16 protein-coding genes and 1 tRNA gene are annotated in these 17214 nt (G+C 37.8%); 10 read left to right on the top strand and 7 right to left on the bottom strand.

The window, feature by feature from the left end; translation table 11 throughout:
• Positions 1 to 514: 514 nt before the first annotated feature.
• Positions 515 to 1612 (bottom strand): fasciclin domain-containing protein, encoded by a 1098-nt coding sequence (locus ABJQ32_08790; GenBank protein ID MEP5289732.1) that lies wholly within the window; start codon positions 1610 to 1612, stop codon positions 515 to 517.
• Between the two features lie 130 nt (positions 1613 to 1742).
• Between ABJQ32_08790 and ABJQ32_08785 the strand changes: the two genes are divergently transcribed.
• Both ABJQ32_08785 and ABJQ32_08780 read left to right on the top strand, forming a co-directional pair.
• Positions 1743 to 2576, top strand: a complete 834-nt coding sequence (locus ABJQ32_08785; protein MEP5289731.1) for an ion transporter — start codon at positions 1743 to 1745, stop codon at positions 2574 to 2576.
• A gap of 227 nt (positions 2577 to 2803) precedes the next feature.
• On the top strand, positions 2804 to 3175 hold the full coding sequence (locus ABJQ32_08780; GenBank protein MEP5289730.1) for a hypothetical protein: 372 nt from the start codon (positions 2804 to 2806) through the stop codon (positions 3173 to 3175).
• 23 nt (positions 3176 to 3198) lie between these two features.
• On the opposite strand, the gene ABJQ32_08775 is transcribed toward ABJQ32_08780, so the two are convergent.
• Positions 3199 to 3855 (bottom strand): hypothetical protein, encoded by a 657-nt coding sequence (locus tag ABJQ32_08775; protein MEP5289729.1) that lies wholly within the window; start codon positions 3853 to 3855, stop codon positions 3199 to 3201.
• Positions 3856 to 4093: 238 nt separating this feature from the next.
• Between ABJQ32_08775 and ABJQ32_08770 the strand changes: the two genes are divergently transcribed.
• Positions 4094 to 4167, top strand: a tRNA-Arg gene (locus ABJQ32_08770).
• 531 nt (positions 4168 to 4698) lie between these two features.
• Here the strand turns inward: ABJQ32_08770 and ABJQ32_08765 are convergent.
• Entirely contained in the window at positions 4699 to 5121 is a 423-nt protein-coding gene (locus ABJQ32_08765; protein MEP5289728.1) for a hypothetical protein, read from the bottom strand.
• Between the two features lie 66 nt (positions 5122 to 5187).
• Entirely contained in the window at positions 5188 to 6399 is a 1212-nt protein-coding gene (gene sucC / locus ABJQ32_08760; protein MEP5289727.1) for an ADP-forming succinate--CoA ligase subunit beta, read from the bottom strand.
• A gap of 11 nt (positions 6400 to 6410) precedes the next feature.
• On the opposite strand from sucC, the gene ABJQ32_08755 reads away from it, so the two are divergent.
• Both ABJQ32_08755 and ABJQ32_08750 read left to right on the top strand, forming a co-directional pair.
• Complete coding sequence (locus ABJQ32_08755; GenBank protein MEP5289726.1) at positions 6411 to 7148, top strand: ABC transporter ATP-binding protein; 738 nt, start codon at positions 6411 to 6413, stop codon at positions 7146 to 7148.
• 26 nt (positions 7149 to 7174) lie between these two features.
• On the top strand, positions 7175 to 7984 hold the full coding sequence (locus tag ABJQ32_08750) for a DMT family transporter (GenBank protein ID MEP5289725.1): 810 nt from the start codon (positions 7175 to 7177) through the stop codon (positions 7982 to 7984).
• On the opposite strand, the gene ABJQ32_08745 is transcribed toward ABJQ32_08750, so the two are convergent.
• Positions 7981 to 9684 carry a response regulator gene (locus tag ABJQ32_08745; GenBank protein MEP5289724.1) on the bottom strand — a complete coding sequence of 568 codons (1704 nt, stop codon included), beginning with the start codon at positions 9682 to 9684 and terminating at the stop codon, positions 7981 to 7983. The two genes, ABJQ32_08750 and ABJQ32_08745, sit on opposite strands and share 4 nt — an antisense overlap.
• A gap of 64 nt (positions 9685 to 9748) precedes the next feature.
• A complete protein-coding gene (locus tag ABJQ32_08740; protein ID MEP5289723.1) occupies positions 9749 to 12190 on the bottom strand; it encodes an aminotransferase class I/II-fold pyridoxal phosphate-dependent enzyme in 2442 nt (813 codons plus the stop codon).
• 127 nt (positions 12191 to 12317) lie between these two features.
• Between ABJQ32_08740 and ABJQ32_08735 the strand changes: the two genes are divergently transcribed.
• The 5 genes from ABJQ32_08735 to ABJQ32_08715 all read left to right on the top strand — a co-directional run bounded on the left by ABJQ32_08735 (position 12318) and on the right by ABJQ32_08715 (position 16146).
• Entirely contained in the window at positions 12318 to 12707 is a 390-nt protein-coding gene (locus ABJQ32_08735) for a hypothetical protein (GenBank protein MEP5289722.1), read from the top strand.
• Positions 12708 to 12790: 83 nt separating this feature from the next.
• Positions 12791 to 13501 (top strand): YebC/PmpR family DNA-binding transcriptional regulator, encoded by a 711-nt coding sequence (locus ABJQ32_08730; GenBank protein ID MEP5289721.1) that lies wholly within the window; start codon positions 12791 to 12793, stop codon positions 13499 to 13501.
• Complete coding sequence (locus ABJQ32_08725; GenBank protein ID MEP5289720.1) at positions 13502 to 14287, top strand: LytTR family DNA-binding domain-containing protein; 786 nt, start codon at positions 13502 to 13504, stop codon at positions 14285 to 14287.
• A gap of 42 nt (positions 14288 to 14329) precedes the next feature.
• Entirely contained in the window at positions 14330 to 15451 is a 1122-nt protein-coding gene (locus ABJQ32_08720) for a serine hydrolase domain-containing protein (protein ID MEP5289719.1), read from the top strand.
• Complete coding sequence (locus tag ABJQ32_08715; GenBank protein MEP5289718.1) at positions 15448 to 16146, top strand: hypothetical protein; 699 nt, start codon at positions 15448 to 15450, stop codon at positions 16144 to 16146. The genes ABJQ32_08720 and ABJQ32_08715 overlap by 4 nt, the downstream gene beginning before the upstream one ends.
• A 50-nt stretch (positions 16147 to 16196) precedes the next feature.
• On the opposite strand, the gene gap is transcribed toward ABJQ32_08715, so the two are convergent.
• Complete coding sequence (gap, locus tag ABJQ32_08710; protein ID MEP5289717.1) at positions 16197 to 17186, bottom strand: type I glyceraldehyde-3-phosphate dehydrogenase; 990 nt, start codon at positions 17184 to 17186, stop codon at positions 16197 to 16199.
• Positions 17187 to 17214 lie beyond the last annotated feature (28 nt).

Below are 17214 nucleotides of genomic sequence, written 5' to 3'. Positions count from 1 at the left end.
TTTGACTTAAATGTGATCGATGAAAAGACAAGAAACAAGATTCCAAGCGGATTAAGCATTCTCAACGAGACAATAATATTGACTTTTAATTGGTAATGATATCGAAGGTGGAAAATGAGAATGACCTACAAGCAAGAGTTGAAGATCTATGACACCTATAGAAACATGGAAGGAGTACAATTTGGTTCGTGACGAAACGGCGTACTTCATTCATACATTTCACAAACGGCCTAGAGCCAACATCGAAAGAGAGACCTGTCCAAAAATCAAACGACTAGAAAGTGAGCTATCAATTGAGCAATTGACAAATGAGATCTTCAATATAACTGATAAGATATCTCAGCCAAAGAGCATAACTTTTCAATCAGAAAAAAGGGACTGACCAAATAATCTGACGCATTCGACAGGAATAGCATGTGAGTTTAGCTTATATATGAAAAAACCTGTGAAGTACACTTCACAGGTTTTACTTTTTCAGTAGAATCGTCAAACAGACGGTAATTAATTATTGAGGTTAGCTGCCTGGTGCCAATATACCTGCAATAACATGAAGTTGACCATTATCAGATGGAGCAGCATCTATTACAACTACTTCTGCATTTAATGCATCAAGATTCATTCCAGTGAAATCACCATTGCTATCAATAAAGATACCAGGAGCATTAGGATTTACTGCAGTTGCAGTTGCAGTTGCTTCTCCTTCTACAATGAACAGAGAGCCTTGACTTGCAGTATTGAATGTAGATCCTGTAGTCAGGTCATCTAGTCCTAGACTATTAACATCATCATCAGTTCCACCACCTTGTCCAACAACAACATGATTTCGAATAATTGCATCCCAAGTAGCTGCATCATACGTATCAACTGTGATTTCAGCAGCCTCGAATGTAGCGTTAGTAGGAGCAAATACTGTTAGATCTTGAACTGCAGTTAAAGTTCCTACAATTGTCGCAGCAGCCTCTTTACCCTCATCTGCTTTAGCGATAGCAGCAGCTAAGGTAGTAAAGTCAGCTCCTAGAAGTACTGGTTGTGCCAACGTACCTAATGTAGCAACAATTTGTCCACCAATAGTAGGAGGTACAAGTACCACTTCTATGATATGGATAACACCATTAGCTGCTTGTATATCTGTTGTTCTGAAAGTAGCTGGTGAAGTAGCTCCCGAGACAAGCGTTGGTCCAGCAGCAACCGTAATATTTTCTCCTTGAAGAGAAGCAAGCATTGCATCTACCTCAAGATCAGCGGAGGTAAGAGCTGAGCCAGCAACAACGTGATAAGACAATACTGCTTTAGCTATATCGGAATTTACTGAGGCAAAACTTTCTAAGCTAAGTGTAGTTAAAAGCTGTTCTAGTGCAGCATCTGTAGGTGCAAAAACTGTATAAGTACCGTCCGCATTATCTAGAGCAGCTTCTAAATCTGCAAAAGCAGACAATTCTGACTCTAAAAGAGCTAAGTCCTCATTGGCTTCCAAAAGCTCCCAGACAGTTTCGGTTACTTCATCTGGACCATTATCACCATCATCATCGCCACAGCTAGATAGTACTATCATTGAAGCCATTACACCGATCCATGCAAACGCTTTAAAGTATTTTAAAAGAGATTTTTTCATTGTATTTGGTTTTAAGTTAACGTGCGAATTTAATATTAATTTAACATTAATTGATTAATCAACTAAGTTGCAAATTGTTCGAATTATATGACACTTTTTAACCTCAAAACGTTGACTTAATTATTAAATTATGTCTCAACCTGAATTCAAATACCTCCCAAAGCTTAGAAAGAAGCTGTTTGAAGTTGTTTTTGGAACCGATACCAGAGCAGGAAAACTGTTTGATATCGTTCTGCTATGGGCCATAGTACTCAGTGTTCTGAGTGTGATGCTTGAAAGTGTCAGTGAGATCAAAGAACGGTTTGGCTATGCGCTATTTATAAGTGAATGGTTGTTTACTATTTTATTTACCATAGAGTACACTCTTAGACTGACTATAACAGCGAAACCGAAGAAATATGCCTTTAGCTTCCTGGGAATTGTAGACCTGTTGGCCTTACTCCCAACCTATCTTACTTTAGTTGTTGCGGGTGGTAGTTACTTGGTAGTTATCCGTTCTATTCGCTTGCTCCGGATATTCAGAATTCTGAAGCTTGGAAGATACCTGCGAGAAGCATCCGTTTTATCCAATGCTTTATCTGCCAGTCGACACAAGATATTGGTTTTTTTAGGAGCTGTAGTCACTTTAGTCATGATCATGGGCACCTTGATGTATATGATCGAAGGGGGGGAGAGCGGCTTCACTAGTATTCCCAGGAGTATTTATTGGGCTATAGTAACGGTAACAACCGTCGGGTATGGAGATATTGCGCCTCAGACAGTTTTTGGACAGTTTGTAGCTTCAGCGCTTATGCTCATGGGGTATGCCATTATTGCTGTGCCTACAGGAATCGTCACAACAGAACTGGCTAATGCTGAGAAAGAGAAAAAGGAATCAGAAGCTAAGAGAGCTTGTAGTGAATGTGGTAAATCTGGTCATGAAAGAGACGCAGTTTACTGTAAGTACTGTTCAGCGAAACTTTAGGCAGATGATTTACCTCGGAACGTTCTGATTACTAACCAGATTATAACAATAGTGAAAGTGGTCATCAAAATGACATTCATGGCGTCTGATATTGTTAAGGAATCCACCCACTCAGAAAATTTCATCGAATCTTTTTCTTCCATTCTTTTTTTGGCATAAATATAGCAACCTTATGCTCAAACGGCGAGTCTTTATTGTATCTTAGAGTTATAAAATTGCATTTATCTATGAAAGTGTTATTAATAGGCTTGATTTTCTCATTTGCACAAGCTCCTGCAACTATCGTGAAAAATAATGGAGAGCAAATTGTTCTTTCAGAGGTACTTTTTTATCAAACCGGAGAGAGTGGCTCATCTGAGAAAATAATTTATTCTTATCGCGGAAGTAATTCGAGTATTTCTTTGAAGCAGGTGAAACGAATCAGCTTTAAAGAAACCGTTAAAAGAAAAAAAGGTATTGTCACTTATAAAGTTATTCTGGTTAAGAATAACAACGATAAACTAGAGGTAGAAGTAGACATGGTACGACTCGAAGGAAAGAATAAGAATGGGAAATCAGTTTCCATGAATTGTAGCTCGATCGATAAAGTTTCTTTCTAGGTCTGATCATTAGAAGCAGGTTGTTACTGCCAGGCTTGAATGGTGGTGGTCCCGTCCAAAATATGAATAAATATTCTACGAGAATATCTGGGAGATGAACTATCCAATGGTATCATAATTTGGGTAGTAACGTCTTGAAGAGCGAAATTTCTAAATTGAGTTACTATTAGTGTTCCTGAGAAGTTTCCTGGAGGTGCATTACCCATCAGTGAAGAGACATTAAATATTCCAGGAGTTAGCAAATTATTGAAATCAGACAATTGAGCATTTACCGTCGTAGGTATCGTTGTATTTACTTTTGTACTATTGACAGCTGCATCTGCTATTTTTGTTGTTGTAACTGCCCTTGATGCAATTTTGGTTTGTGTGACTGCATCATCAGCTATGTAACTATTGATTACTGAACCATTTTCTCTTGTAATTTTTGTGTCCAACTGTCCTCTATTTACTGCATCACCAGAATCTATGCCGTTATTCAGGTTAATAATCTTATAGTTACTTCCTTCAAATGACATATCAATATTAAAGTTTGCCGTGTTTGGAATTAGACGAATCCAGTTTGAGCCATCGTAGTAATTAAAGGCATTTTGAGAAGTATTGAAAATAATCAGGCTATTAGCAGGAGTTGTTGTTGTAATAATACCATCTCTTTGTGCGGTAGTTAGACTTGGGATAAGCATACCTTTATTTTCCCCAGGGGCTTCTACATGAAATATTGCACTGGGGTGAGGTGAAGTCCATCCTGAGCAAAAGTATTGGATGCGAATAAAATGATCATTGAGGCGACAATGTAGGCTTTCATTCTTGAAATTATTTGACTATTTGTAATAATGTAAAATTAAGGATAATTGTTAAGTCATGTAGATGTAACAGTTCTATTTTAACCAACATCATTCTATATTTGCCCTCCCAAAATTAGCACTCGTAGTTCAACTGGATAGAATACCAGATTTCGGCTCTGGGGGTTGAGGGTTCGAATCCTTCCGAGTGCACATCAAGCATTTATCAGTTATGATAGATGCTTTTTTTATTAAGAATAGAAGTAAGTAGAAGAAACAGGAAGGATGAGAACCCTGGTTCGAAATGTAGCGAAGCGGAATTCACGAGGGGTTGTGTGCGTGCATATGTGTATGAGTAATCCTTCCGAGTGCATATGAAGAGAGTGTCTCAAAAACTTAAGTGAAGCTATCTCATAGATTTAAAGGCGTCTTTTTTATCGTGAGATCGTCGCTACGGCGAACCGTCGATTCCTCGTGATGACGGCTTTTGAGACACTCTTTTTCCTAGCGCTGTGACGAGTAAATCTTTGGATGCATAAAAAAGCCTTCTCAATTTTGAGAAGGCTTTTTTACTAGCGGTGATCTATGTTATTTTCCTTTACTCAGCTTAGCATAACAAGCAAAACGATCACCGTCAATATGGATAGAAAAAATCTGACAATACTCATAATGTTTTCATTTTGTTGTTATTAGTTAGTACAGTTAAAATTTGATAACCCCTAATCTATTCTTTGAATTGTTGAATTATCTCGACGAAATAAATGTGTATGTCCTACTCCCTTCTTTGAATAAAGAGGTGATTTCATGTGAATCAGATTCCATTGATTCAATTCTCCACATCTGGATGCTATCACCTAGTTCCACGATAAGTTGTTCTTGAGTCTCGTTCATAAACCACACACCTGAGACAGCTGGTGGATCATTTGGATCACATTTTGAGGAACCTTCATTGATCTCGTATTTCCCATTTGGGAAGTAAGTGATATAGTTGTCCGTCACACATCTAAATGGAGTAACTGTCCCAATTTCAATATCTATGTGACTGACTTGCCAGGTTTTGCCAAAGGAATCAGATCCGGCGATTAAGTCAGTACGATTTACACGATTGGGTTCTTCATGACAACTGGTCAATAGAATCCCGATAATTATTAAACGTAAAAAAGCCATAGTCGATTAGTTTCAACTATGGCAAAGGTTTTTTAATTGACCCCTAATTTATCAGTACTAGATAAGTTAAGAAAGTACTTCTTTTACTTTGTCAGCGGCATCTTTCAATACGATAGCAGAGGTTACTTTCAGTCCAGAGTCTTCAATTATTTTAGCTCCCTCTTCTGCGTTAGTTCCTTGTAGTCTTACAATTATTGGAACGCTAATGTCTCCAATGTTTTTATAGGCTTCTACTACACCAGTAGCTACTCTATCACATCTTACTATTCCTCCAAAGATGTTAATAAGTATTGCTTTCACATTTGGATCTTTCAGAATAATTCGGAAGCCAGCTTCCACAGTTTGTGCGTTTGCCCCACCTCCTACATCAAGGAAGTTAGCAGGCTCTCCACCAGATAGCTTAATAATGTCCATGGTAGCCATCGCTAAGCCAGCACCGTTTACCATACATCCAACGTTACCATCCAACTTCACATAGTTAAGCCCGGATTCACCAGCCTCTACCTCCAAAGGATCTTCCTCTGTTAAATCTCTTAATTCTGCGATATCCTTATGACGATATAGGGCATTATCATCAATATTTACTTTGGCATCAACGGCTAGTATTTTGTTGTCAGAAGTTTTTAGAACAGGATTAATCTCAAATTGAGATGCATCAGTCGCTTCATAAGCTTTGTAAAGAGAAAAGATGAATTTAACCATGCCTTTGAAAGCATTTCCTTCAAGTCCTAAAGCAAAAGCAACTTTTCTAGCTTGGAAGCCTTGAAGGCCAACAGCTGGATCAATCCATTCTTTCACTATTTTGTCAGGAGTTTCTTCCGCAACCGTCTCAATATCCATTCCTCCCTCTGTAGAGGCCATGATAACGTTATTACCAGTACCTCTATCTAAAAGGATGGATAGATAATACTCTTTAGGATCTGATTCTCCTGGATAGTATACATCCTGAGCTATCAAAATCTTATTTACTTTCTTCCCTTCAGCGCCTGTTTGATGTGTTACCAACGTTCCGCCTAGGATGTCCTTTGCTTTTGGGCCAACTTCATCCAAGCTCTTGGCAAGCACTACACCATTAGATCCTGTCTCATTCACTTTCCCTTTTCCTCTACCTCCGGCATGGATTTGCGCTTTGATCACGAACCATTCTGTTCCTGTTTCGCGATTAAGTTCCTTTGCTGCTTCTATTGCTTTGTCAGGTGTATCTGCAACAACTCCTTCCTGGATTGTCACACCGTATGACTTAAGAATTTCTTTGGCTTGGTATTCGTGAATGTTCATTGAATTAAATTTTGTGCGAAGCTAAATCATCAAAAACGTATAACCAAGTTGAAGAGCTTTGTGTTCAAGGAATTGTACATGATAATCATATCTTTGCCGCCATGCTGAAAGCGGATAACGTATATAAGTCTTATGGAGGACTGGACGTCCTAAAAGGAGTCAATCTTTCAATTGACAAGGGAGAAGTGGTAAGTATAGTAGGGGCTTCAGGTGCAGGGAAGAGTACTCTTTTGCATATACTGGGTACCTTGGACACTCCAGACTCGGGAATGATTATGCTAAATGGCATAAAAATGTCATCCCTTCCTCAAAAAAAAATGTCGCAGTTTAGAAATGAGCAAATAGGTTTCATTTTTCAATTTCATAACCTTTTTCCTGAGTTCACTGCCCTCGAGAATGTTTGTATTCCCGCTTTTATTAAAGGAAATAAACAAGCTAAGAAAAGGGCCGGAGAGTTGTTAGATATACTGGGGCTTTCAGGACGCTATGATCATAAGCCATCAGAACTATCAGGTGGAGAACAACAAAGGGTTTCGGTTGCCAGAGCATTGATCAATGATCCCTCCATCGTGTTTGCTGACGAGCCGAGTGGAAATCTAGACTCACAGAGTGCGGATGATCTGCATCAACTTTTTTTTGACCTTAGAAAAGACATGGGCCAAACGTTTGTCATTGTTACTCACAACATGGAGTTGGCAGGAATGGCTGATCGAAAGCTGGAAATCAAAGATGGGGTAATCACTATCTAATTATATTGAGTCAGGGAGTTAAATACATGCTTTTTGCCTCTTTCACCTTTACACTGATGAAGGTGTGTGTCAAACTAGTGCCTCATATTCCCGCCATTGAAATAATCTTATTTAGGTCAGTTATCTCCTTAGCGATAAGCTTATTTTTTTTATCGAGGCAAAGGGTGAATATCTGGGGAAATAACAAACCAGTACTTATTGGCAGGGGAGTGGCAGGAGCGATTGCATTGATGATTTACTTTAGTCTTCTGCAACAGATCCCTTTAGCTACTGCTTCTACTTTGCAGTATCTAGCTCCAATCTTTACTGCGGTTCTTGGTATCTATTTAGTAGGTGAAAAAGTAAAAAAGCTTCAATGGCTGTTCTTCGCTATGAGTTTTGCTGGAATAATGGTTATTCAGGGATTTGATCCAAGAATTTCTTTTTGGCATCTGGTTATGGGAATCAGCGCTTCTTTTTTCATGGGTCTGGCTTACAATTTTATTCGAAAACTGAAGACAAGCGAACATCCTTTAGTAATCATTTTCTATTTCCCGTTAATCATGTTGCCCATATCAGGTATTTGGACTGCCTTTGTGTGGGTGAGACCAGCTGGCACAGATTGGGTGGTGCTTATATTGATAGGCTTGTTTACTCAAGTTGCACAGTTTCTCATGACGAAGGCCTATCAAAAGGAAGAATTGAGTAAAGTCTCAATTCTTACCTATATAGGGATTATTTATTCACTTGCGTTTGGATTCTTCATTTTTGATGAAACTTACAACTTAGTTACTTATGCTGGAATGGCCTTAGTACTCTCTGGAGTTATCTTAAATGTCGCTTGGAAGAAATCTTAATTTGCTTCACTCCATTTTTTCAGTAACTGGATTAGTTGTGGCTTACGAAATGGTTTTTGTAAGAAATCATCCATTCCAGATTCTTTAATTGCTTTAATATTTTCTTTATCCACATTTGCAGATAGAGCTAATATTGGACTTTCATAGCCTTCCTTTCTTAATAATTTGGTTGCCGTTAGACCGTCCATTACAGGCATTTGAATATCCATTAGTACAAGATTGAAGGGTTCTCTTTTTGATTTTTGGATAGCTTCTTTGCCGTTAATAGCTGTTGCAACTTCAATTCCCGATTTTTCTAAAATTCTTTTAATCAATATCAAATTCACATTGTTATCGTCAACGGCAAGTACTTTTAGATTTTCGAATTGATCCGATTCAGAATCACTGCCAGACTTATGATTGACTTCTTCTTTACCTTCTTTAACTGGAATCGTAAACTTGAAAATTGTTCCATGGCTTCTACTGATTGACGGACTAATCACCTCGATTTCGCCACCCATTACTTCCACTAATTGTTTACAAATTGCCAAGCCAAGTCCAGACCCTCCAAATTTTCTTGTAATGGTATTGTCAGATTGCGTGAATGTATCAAAAATGGTATCCTGCTTATCCGCGGGTATTCCAATACCTGTATCTGCTACCTCGCATTGAAGGAACATTTCCTCACCTTTCTTAACCGAGGAGAATGTAATATCTACAAATCCTATTTGTGTGAATTTTATGGCATTGCCAACCAGATTTACAAGAACTTGATTCAACCTAGTAGGATCTCCAACAACAATTTTAGGGACACTTTCATCAAAAGAGTAGGTTAATTCTATTCCTTTATCTTTTGCTGTATAAGTGTAAGGATTTAGATTAGATGTAAATGTGGCTCTGAAATCGTAGGGAATTTCCTCTAATTCAATGCGATCAAGATCAATTTTATTTAGATCTAACACATCATTAAGCAGCTTAGCCAGATTTGTGCTGGCATTACTAATCATTTCTATGTATTCACTTTGAGCATCATCGGTTTCTGTTGTTTTTAGTAGATCAGTAAACCCTATAATTCCATTTAGAGGAGTTCGAATTTCATGACTCATATTAGAAAGGAATCTACCCTTAGCCATGTTTGCTTCTTCAGCAGCTTCTTTTGCTTCAATTAGCTTCTTTTCTGTTTCCTTAATCTGTGTAATGTCTTTTGCAACGATCATGATACCTTCATGTTCGTTATTAGCATTTTTCAGATATGAGAAGGAAGCAGAAGTCGGAAGTGTGTCATCATCTTTGGTTTTAAAATACAATTCTGCATTCTGATATTTTCCATCTTGTTGCATTTGATTAGAAATTTCCGCTATATCATGTGCGGTTTTTTCTAAATCGATAAGTTCTACTAGATATTTACCTTTTGCTTCCCCTTCTGAGATTCCTAATGCTTGAGTGAATGCTCCATTTACTTTCTGAACATTCATATTGAGATCCATTACTACGATTGGGTCAATTACTCCATCGTACATGCTTTGAACATGATCTTTCGAGACCGTGGAGATTTTAAGCTCTTGTCCAAGCATATTGACACCAGATATAATGGCATCTAGTTCATCATCTTCACCTGCGGCTTCTATGGTGTAATCAAAGTTTCCATTCGCTACTTCAAATATTAGCGCACTTATATCTTCTATTCTTTCTTGTAGGGACTTTTTCACGAGAGTTTCCATTTCAATTGGGGTTTAAAGTTAGTCCACAGCCCTCAACAAAAGGCCGTGGACAATCTGGCATCAACTAATCACGTTCTTTTGCGATGGTGGTCTCCATCATTTCCAAAGCGTAGTTATCCTTAGCTTGGAAGTACCCGACTCTCTGCTGTGGTCTAGCACCTACTCTTTTCTTTTCCATCGTAGCTGAGATTCCGAAGTTGGCTTGTGTACAACCTAACTCTTTCGCTCTCTTCACTAATGCCCAAAGTGCTAATCTGTATCCTGAATAATCGTATATGTATTCATAGTCCATACCGACTAACATGAAGCTGTACACTTTATGCTCATTTTTATGGCAGAAGCAATAAACTATTGGTCGATTGGTTTCCGCATTGTCCCTATTGATATATACAAGTCCAAACTCCCAATTAGGATCCTCGACCATTTCTTCAAACACCTTGTCTGGTGTTAAATATGAATTAATGGCGATGTTTTTATCATTTACAGCTTTATGAAGTTTTAAAGCGTGTGCTAATTCATCTTCAGAGAGCTTGTCTTTGAATTCTACATAGCATTGATGTTCGTGCTTTTTAACGTAGTGCTTAAACCCTTTTTTGCTGCTTTTGGTCAAACTTTGAATAAATTCTTCTTCATTGTTCCAAGTGGTTAAATCAGCGATACAAGATTCAGGAAGGTCCATTTTGACAAATCCACTTTCTGTCATGAAGTCATCCATTTCTTTATTTCCTGCTTCTAAGTCTCTGAACATAATGTTGATTGCATTTTCTTCCTCCTGAAATTCATACAATCCATCAATAAGCTTGTTAAGAGCATCTTTCCAATGACTACTTTCTTGATTGAGATATAAGTGATTCCCTTCAGTAAAAAGACTACCGATGAATATTCCTCGCGATACCATATAATTTGGATTGACTTTTCTCTCTTCTTCCAATGCTATGGAAATTGAAGCTCGGGAGAAAATATCCTCTTTATATAATGTACTTGTGTAAAAAGTCATCAAAACCACTTCATCTTGGGCATCCTTAATGATGAGGTAACGAAATTTCCAGTTGTTAGCTTCTAGCTCATTTCCTTTGTACGAGCGCTCAAGCAGATTAAGACCATTCCAATCAAACATTCCTCGTTTGCCAAGATGCTCATCCCATTCTTTTTTATCAACTTCTAAAATACTTTCGGATAACTGAATCTTTAAATGTTGATTATTTATGACCACACTTTTTTCCTGTTTTTTAATTATGCTAGGATTCATTTTAAATGCCTTATGGATTTTCTCCAATGTCTGCCCGTTGAATTCCAATGCTCGTTCAAAATGATATTCTAACTTGTCTACGAGAGTCTCTATATCTTCCAATGTATTATGTCTGGAGATGGTAATTCGGATACCTATGTTCTTCACAGGTACGGCAGGATATGGACCTATATTCACATATACTCCATCATTTGTCATCTCTCTTACGAGATAATTACCCATGTCCATGGTTCCAACACCTATGAAAAATATCGGACTATCGTTTTCTTCTACTAATGGGAGATTAGTTTGCTTAAGAAGCGAATTGAAATAATTTATTCTGGTCCTCAACTCATCTTGCATCTCATGAACTTCACCGCTAAGGTGTAACTCAGCAGATGCCAATGCAGCTCCCAAAGTAGGTGGCTCTATTTGAACGGAGAAGGTCAATGGCCCACCAAATACATTTACTTTTCTTTGAAATTCTTCGTTGGGGAAGAGAGTCAATCCTCCGCATGCTCCAAATGCTTTTCCAAGATTGGAGGTTAAGATCATTTTTCTGTAGAGTTTATGATCCATTTGACTCATTACATATCCTGTACCGAATTTGCCCGTCCAGCTTGTCCCGTGTGCATCATCTACATATAGGTGAAGTTGGTCGTATTTTTCGGCAAGAGCGATCATTTCCTTAATAGGAGCATAGTCTCCATACATAGAATATACGCCATCCGCCATGTACCAAATTCTATCGTATTTGCTTCTATTTTTTTCAATGATATTCTCTAACATTTCAAGGTTGTTATGTCGGATCATTTCTATTTTCACACCTTGCGAGAGCATTTTTTTAGCAGCTTCTTGTACACTCGTATGAACCAGGTGGTCAAGGATAATTAGGTCATTCTCTCTAACAACTATAGGAATAGTAGCCAGGTGTGCTAACGTGCAGTTTTTAGATATCACAACAGGAGCGTTGTACATCTCATGGATTTTCTCTTCTAGCTTTTTATAAAGTGGATTAGAGATGTAAGTACGAGACATAGGAAACTGAACTCCATATTTTTCAATAGCATCTATTGCTCCTTGCTTCAGCTTAGGGTGTTGTTCAAGCCCCAAATACCCACAGGTGCCAAAATGAAGAGCTTTTTTTCCATTTATAGTTAAATGTCTACCGTCTAGGGTTTCGTCTTCAGCATGTAAGTGAAGAGACCTTTTTTCTTTGGATATAGAGAAGACTGAATCTACTGTGTCCAAAATGTTGTTGTGAATAATCTTTGCCATGATCTAGAAATGTTTAATTTGTGTGTTGTTGATAGATCAAAAGTATCTTGGGACACAGCCGATATATAGAGGGAAATACCTAATGTGACAATTACGTATTTCACGTAGACACCAAAAATGAATGAAGATGGAACGGGAATTGAGTACTAATTATGCAGACATGTTTATTAAAGATGGAATAGCGCACTTGATATACAAACCTCTTGATCTATTGGATCTTGATGTCGCGAAACTTATGGTAAAAGATAGAATTGAATTTAAAGAGGGTATATCTTATCCTACTCTTTTTGATATTCGAAATGTGAAATCTACCTCAAAAGATGCTCGTGACTATCTGGCCAATGAAGGAAATGATCTCGTTATTTCCAGTGCTCTAATTGTTAGTTCTTCAGTTACTAAGATGATTGGTAACTTTTTTATTACAGTCAGCAAGCCCAAGAAACCGACACATCTCTTCACTGATAACGAAAAAGGATTAGAATGGCTTGAACAGCATAAAGATTTAGTAGAAGATTAAGTTTTCTCCATATTCAACCTTCCTGTTTGTTGATTTTAAAATGCCCATCAGCTTAATTTGTAGCTTCTTTAAATTTGAATTTTATGGGACGAGCATTTGAATATAGGCGTGCAGCCAAAGAGAAAAGATGGGATAAGATGAGTAAAGTCTTTCCCAAACTCGCTAAGGCCATTACTGTGGCAGTTAAAGAGAGCGGACCTGATCCTGAAATGAATGCGAAACTCAGAACAGCCATTCAGAATGCTAAGGCAGAGAATATGCCGAAGGATAACATTGAGAATGCCATAAAGAGAGCTGCGGGTAAGGATAGTGATGACATCAATGAGGTAACCTATGAGGGCAAAGGGCCTCATGGCGTTTTAGTATTTGTAGAATGCGCAACAGACAATACAACTAGAACTGTCGCGAACGTAAAATCTTACTTTAACAAAGCAGGAGGAGGATTTGCTCCGTCTGGATCATTGGAATTCATGTTTTCAAGAAAATCTGTTTTCGAGTTCGAGAAAACAGAAGAGATGGATATAGAAGAGTTGGAGTTATCATTAATAGATGGAGGACTGGAAGAGATCGAGGAGAATGAAGGAATCATCTATGCCTATTCGGATTATACCAACTTTGGAGACATGTCAAAGGCTCTTGAAGACCTGAATATTGAAGTAAAAAGGGGAACGCTAAAAAGAATAGCGACCAGTCCAGTTGAGTTTACCGATGATGAACTTGAAGAAATTGAAAAAATGCTTGACAAGATTGAAGATGATGATGATGTGCAAGCGGTTTACACAAATATTGCATAAATGAAGGCTTCTGCCAGAGCTAAAGCCACACTCATAGTAAGCTCTGGTTTATTCTTAGGTATCGTTTTATTTCTTTATGAAGCATTTGGAATTGACCAAGGAGTATCCTTTTCAGGACATTCACTTATAGAACGAACCTTTTTTTTCTCACTCGGAGTTTCATCTGCTTTCGCTTTAAATGAACTTTTCATTATTCACTATTTACGAATAAATAGTTTTGTTCGCTATTTCTGTTGGAACACGTGGGAAATAATTTCTGCTGGATCAGTTACCTACTTACTCTTTAATTATTTCTGGAATTTTACTGAGAGTTATTGGCAATCCTATTTTCTGCTTATCGGAGAATTTACTTCAGTGATGATTGTTCCATTTGCTATTTACTATTTGATGGTGTCTTTGGAAAAGAATGCTTCTAAAGCAATTGATTTACAGGTGTTTACATCAACAAATGGAAAGGAACGTATTGCTATTAAGTCAAATCAATTAATGTTTGTGAAAGCAGAGGATAACTATGTAAGTATAGTCTATCGATCAAACGGTAGCATAGAAACTTCGATTATTAGAAGACGATTGTCAGACCTTGAGAAAAGCTATCCTAATTTGATGCGTGTACATCGGTCTTATTTAGTTAATCCCTTGACGATACATAGAGTTGAACAAAAATCTAGAAGTGTTAAAATCTATTTTGAGCAAGGAGAGACTGTTCCAGTGTCTAATAGTTACATTCAGCAAATTGAGGATAGACTAAATCACCACTCAGAAGAGAATTTCGCCACAAAATTGTAATTAGGTATCGTATCGCCCAGTTCTAACTTCTAGCTTTGAAGCATGAAATTGGGATTAAAAATTTATTCCGCACTAGCACTCGTCTTGAGTGTGAGTGGTTGCTCATTCCAAAACAGTCGATTGCAAGAGGTTGAATCTCTTTTAGTAGACATGAATAGGGAAGGTCATTTTGATGCTTCATTCACTATTGGAAATAAATCAGGGGTCATTTATTCCAAATCGTTCGGTTTAGCAGACAGATCTTGGAGTATTCCAATCAGTAATGAAACGCGTTTCGATATAGCTTCACTCAATAAGTCGTTTGTTGCTGTAATGATTATGCAGTTGGTAGAGCAAGGGAAACTTAAATTGACAGATACTTTGTCAACCCATTTAACCTATTCGGGCGAGTATGCTGATCAAATCACTATTCATCAGATGCTGACGCACACATCAGGACTTCCTGACTATGATGCTATAGATGAAAAATTAAAGAAGAATCAATTTGAAGGCTTTAAGCGACTTCACTTTAATAATAAAGATTATGTAGACTTCATCAGTCGATTAAAACCTATAGGAGTACCCGGTGCACAGTTTTATTACAGCAACTTCGCTTATCACTTGTTAGCTATAATTATAGAAATAACTGAAAGGAAACATTTTTCTGAAGCTTTGGACTCTATGATTTGCAAGCCTTTGGGGCTAGTCAGCACGTTTACTCCAGTAGACAATTATCACACCTATCCTCTATTAGCAGAAGCTTATGACTATAAAGAAGGCATTTTTCTCGAAAGCCCTTTTATTGATTACTCTTTAGGGAGAAGAATATTCTCAACATCAGAAGATTTGGTTAAATGGGGTATCGAGAACAGCAATCCTACTTTGATTTCAAATGAATCTAATAATTGGATTTTAAGGAATCATATTGGAAACTTAAATCCTACTATTTCTTATGGATATGGCTGGGTAGTCTTTGATGGAGAAGGGGACTATCGTATGGGTAAGCTAGATGTTCCAGGCAATTATGTGATTCATGGAGGTTCAACAGACGGGTATAGAAGCCTGTTGATCATCTATAACGGAGGTGAGTGGATTATATCCTTGCTTGGAAATATAGGAGATCAGATAAATGAGTTAAAAACCGGCGATGATATTTTGAAAATTTTAATCAAAGAAGAAATATGAAAAACCTATTCGTTTTAATCTTATCCATTTCATCCATTAATCTTTTGGGTCAAGACGCTGAAAGTATTGCTGGACTTTGGATAATAAGTAAAGTAGAAGTTGGGAATGAGGTGATGACGCCTGATGCAAAATGGACAAGATTTAATGATGATTCTACGCAAGAATCTGGCAATGGATGGCTTCAGCATTCATATGGGGAATGGTCTTTTGATCAGAAATTAAATGAGTTACTAATTACTACTTCTAATGGAATCATTGATCCATTTGGTGCTTTTAGGGTTGAATTCGATGATCATTCAATGAAATGGTATAGAGATGAGGAGGGAGATAAAGTGGTTGTTTCTGTAGAGAGAACGGATAAGCTTCCTGCAACTACTCGAGATCAATTATTGGGGCTATGGAAGTTGGATGATTTAAAGGGGAATGATGATCTTTTCAAAGAAAAAGTAACAGATAGTGACTACTTGTTTATTCGATGGGACGGGAAGTTTGTTGCAGGAACGAAAAGTGGAAAAAAATATGGCGTGTATAACGTTCATGCACATAAGTTAGAAATAGAATTGATTCCTTATGGTGGCGGAAGTCGAACCTTTTGGTCTGTTGAATTTTTAGAAGAAGGCTTTCAAATGACACTTTTAGATAGTGAGAGGGTAGCCATAAGAAAATTCAAAAGGATTAAACAGTTTCCTAAATAAAAAAGGGACTCAATCGAGTCCCTTTTTTATTGATTATATGAGTTCAACTCTTAAGCAAGCTTAGCGATCAAGTCAGCGGCCCTACTTGAGTAACCTGCTTCATTATCGTACCATCCTACAACTTTCACAAGTGTTCCACTTGCCGAAGTTAATTTTGAATCAAAGATGTTAGAGTGAGGGTTTCCTACGATATCTATTGATACGATGGGATCTTCAGTGTACTCCAAGATACCTTTCATAGGACCTTCAGCCGCGGCTTTCATCGCTGCATTAATTTCTTCAGCCGTTACTTCTTTGTTTAAAACACAAGTAAGGTCAGTTAATGAGCCTGTAGGAGTGGGAACTCTCATGGCTATTCCATCCAATTTACCATTCAAATGAGGTAGCACTAAGCCAACTGCTTTGGCAGCTCCTGTGGAAGTAGGTATAATAGAGACAGCCCCAGCTCTTGCTCTTCTTAAATCTTTATGAGGAGCATCTTGTAATTTTTGATCAGAGGTATATGCATGAACTGTGGTGATATATCCTTTTTCAATGCCAAAGTTGTCGTCCAACACCTTAGCCATTGGTGCTAGGCAGTTTGTCGTACATGAAGCATTCGATAGTATCGTCTCATCTCCAGTAAGAATTTCTTCGTTGACACCTAGTACGACCGTTGGAATCCCACCTTTAGCAGGTGCTGAAATCACTACTTTTTTGGCTCCAGCTTTTAGATGTTTACCAGCACCAGCCTCGTCGAGGAAAAATCCTGTTGACTCTAGTACTATTTCAACTCCAAGATCACTCCAAGGTAGATTTTCAGGATCTCTTTCAGCATAAACAGGAATAGCCGTTCCATTCACAATCAAATGCTTGTCGTCTGCTTCAACTGTCCCAGGAAATCTCCCGTGATTAGAATCATACTTTAATAAATGCGCTAAGGTGTGTGTGTCCGTTAGGTCGTTGATAGCAGCAACCTCCACATTGTTTTTCTCGAGAAGTGAGCGGAAGCTTAATCTTCCTATTCGCCCAAATCCATTAATACCGATTTTAGTAGACATGATTGATCTTTGGTTTGAAATTTAAGTG

The organism is Marinobacter alexandrii (assembly GCA_039984955.1).
Classification (GTDB): Bacteria; Bacteroidota; Bacteroidia; order Cytophagales; family Cyclobacteriaceae; genus Ekhidna.
Note: the sequence above shows the minus strand (reverse complement) of the source record. Positions and strands in the feature narration are given on the sequence as shown.

Coding starts and splice junctions, on each gene's coding strand:
- ABJQ32_08750 (MEP5289725.1), top strand. CDS start 7,175: ATGCTTTTTGCCTCTTTCACCTTTACACTGATGAAGGTGTGTGTCAAA.
- gap (MEP5289717.1), bottom strand. CDS start 17,186: ATGTCTACTAAAATCGGTATTAATGGATTTGGGCGAATAGGAAGATTA.
- ABJQ32_08715 (MEP5289718.1), top strand. CDS start 15,448: ATGAAAAACCTATTCGTTTTAATCTTATCCATTTCATCCATTAATCTT.
- ABJQ32_08725 (MEP5289720.1), top strand. CDS start 13,502: ATGAAGGCTTCTGCCAGAGCTAAAGCCACACTCATAGTAAGCTCTGGT.
- ABJQ32_08720 (MEP5289719.1), top strand. CDS start 14,330: ATGAAATTGGGATTAAAAATTTATTCCGCACTAGCACTCGTCTTGAGT.
- ABJQ32_08740 (MEP5289723.1), bottom strand. CDS start 12,190: ATGGCAAAGATTATTCACAACAACATTTTGGACACAGTAGATTCAGTC.
- ABJQ32_08775 (MEP5289729.1), bottom strand. CDS start 3,855: ATGCTTATCCCAAGTCTAACTACCGCACAAAGAGATGGTATTATTACA.
- ABJQ32_08780 (MEP5289730.1), top strand. CDS start 2,804: ATGAAAGTGTTATTAATAGGCTTGATTTTCTCATTTGCACAAGCTCCT.
- ABJQ32_08785 (MEP5289731.1), top strand. CDS start 1,743: ATGTCTCAACCTGAATTCAAATACCTCCCAAAGCTTAGAAAGAAGCTG.
- ABJQ32_08790 (MEP5289732.1), bottom strand. CDS start 1,612: ATGAAAAAATCTCTTTTAAAATACTTTAAAGCGTTTGCATGGATCGGT.
- ABJQ32_08730 (MEP5289721.1), top strand. CDS start 12,791: ATGGGACGAGCATTTGAATATAGGCGTGCAGCCAAAGAGAAAAGATGG.
- sucC (MEP5289727.1), bottom strand. CDS start 6,399: ATGAACATTCACGAATACCAAGCCAAAGAAATTCTTAAGTCATACGGT.
- ABJQ32_08765 (MEP5289728.1), bottom strand. CDS start 5,121: ATGGCTTTTTTACGTTTAATAATTATCGGGATTCTATTGACCAGTTGT.
- ABJQ32_08745 (MEP5289724.1), bottom strand. CDS start 9,684: ATGGAAACTCTCGTGAAAAAGTCCCTACAAGAAAGAATAGAAGATATA.
- ABJQ32_08735 (MEP5289722.1), top strand. CDS start 12,318: ATGGAACGGGAATTGAGTACTAATTATGCAGACATGTTTATTAAAGAT.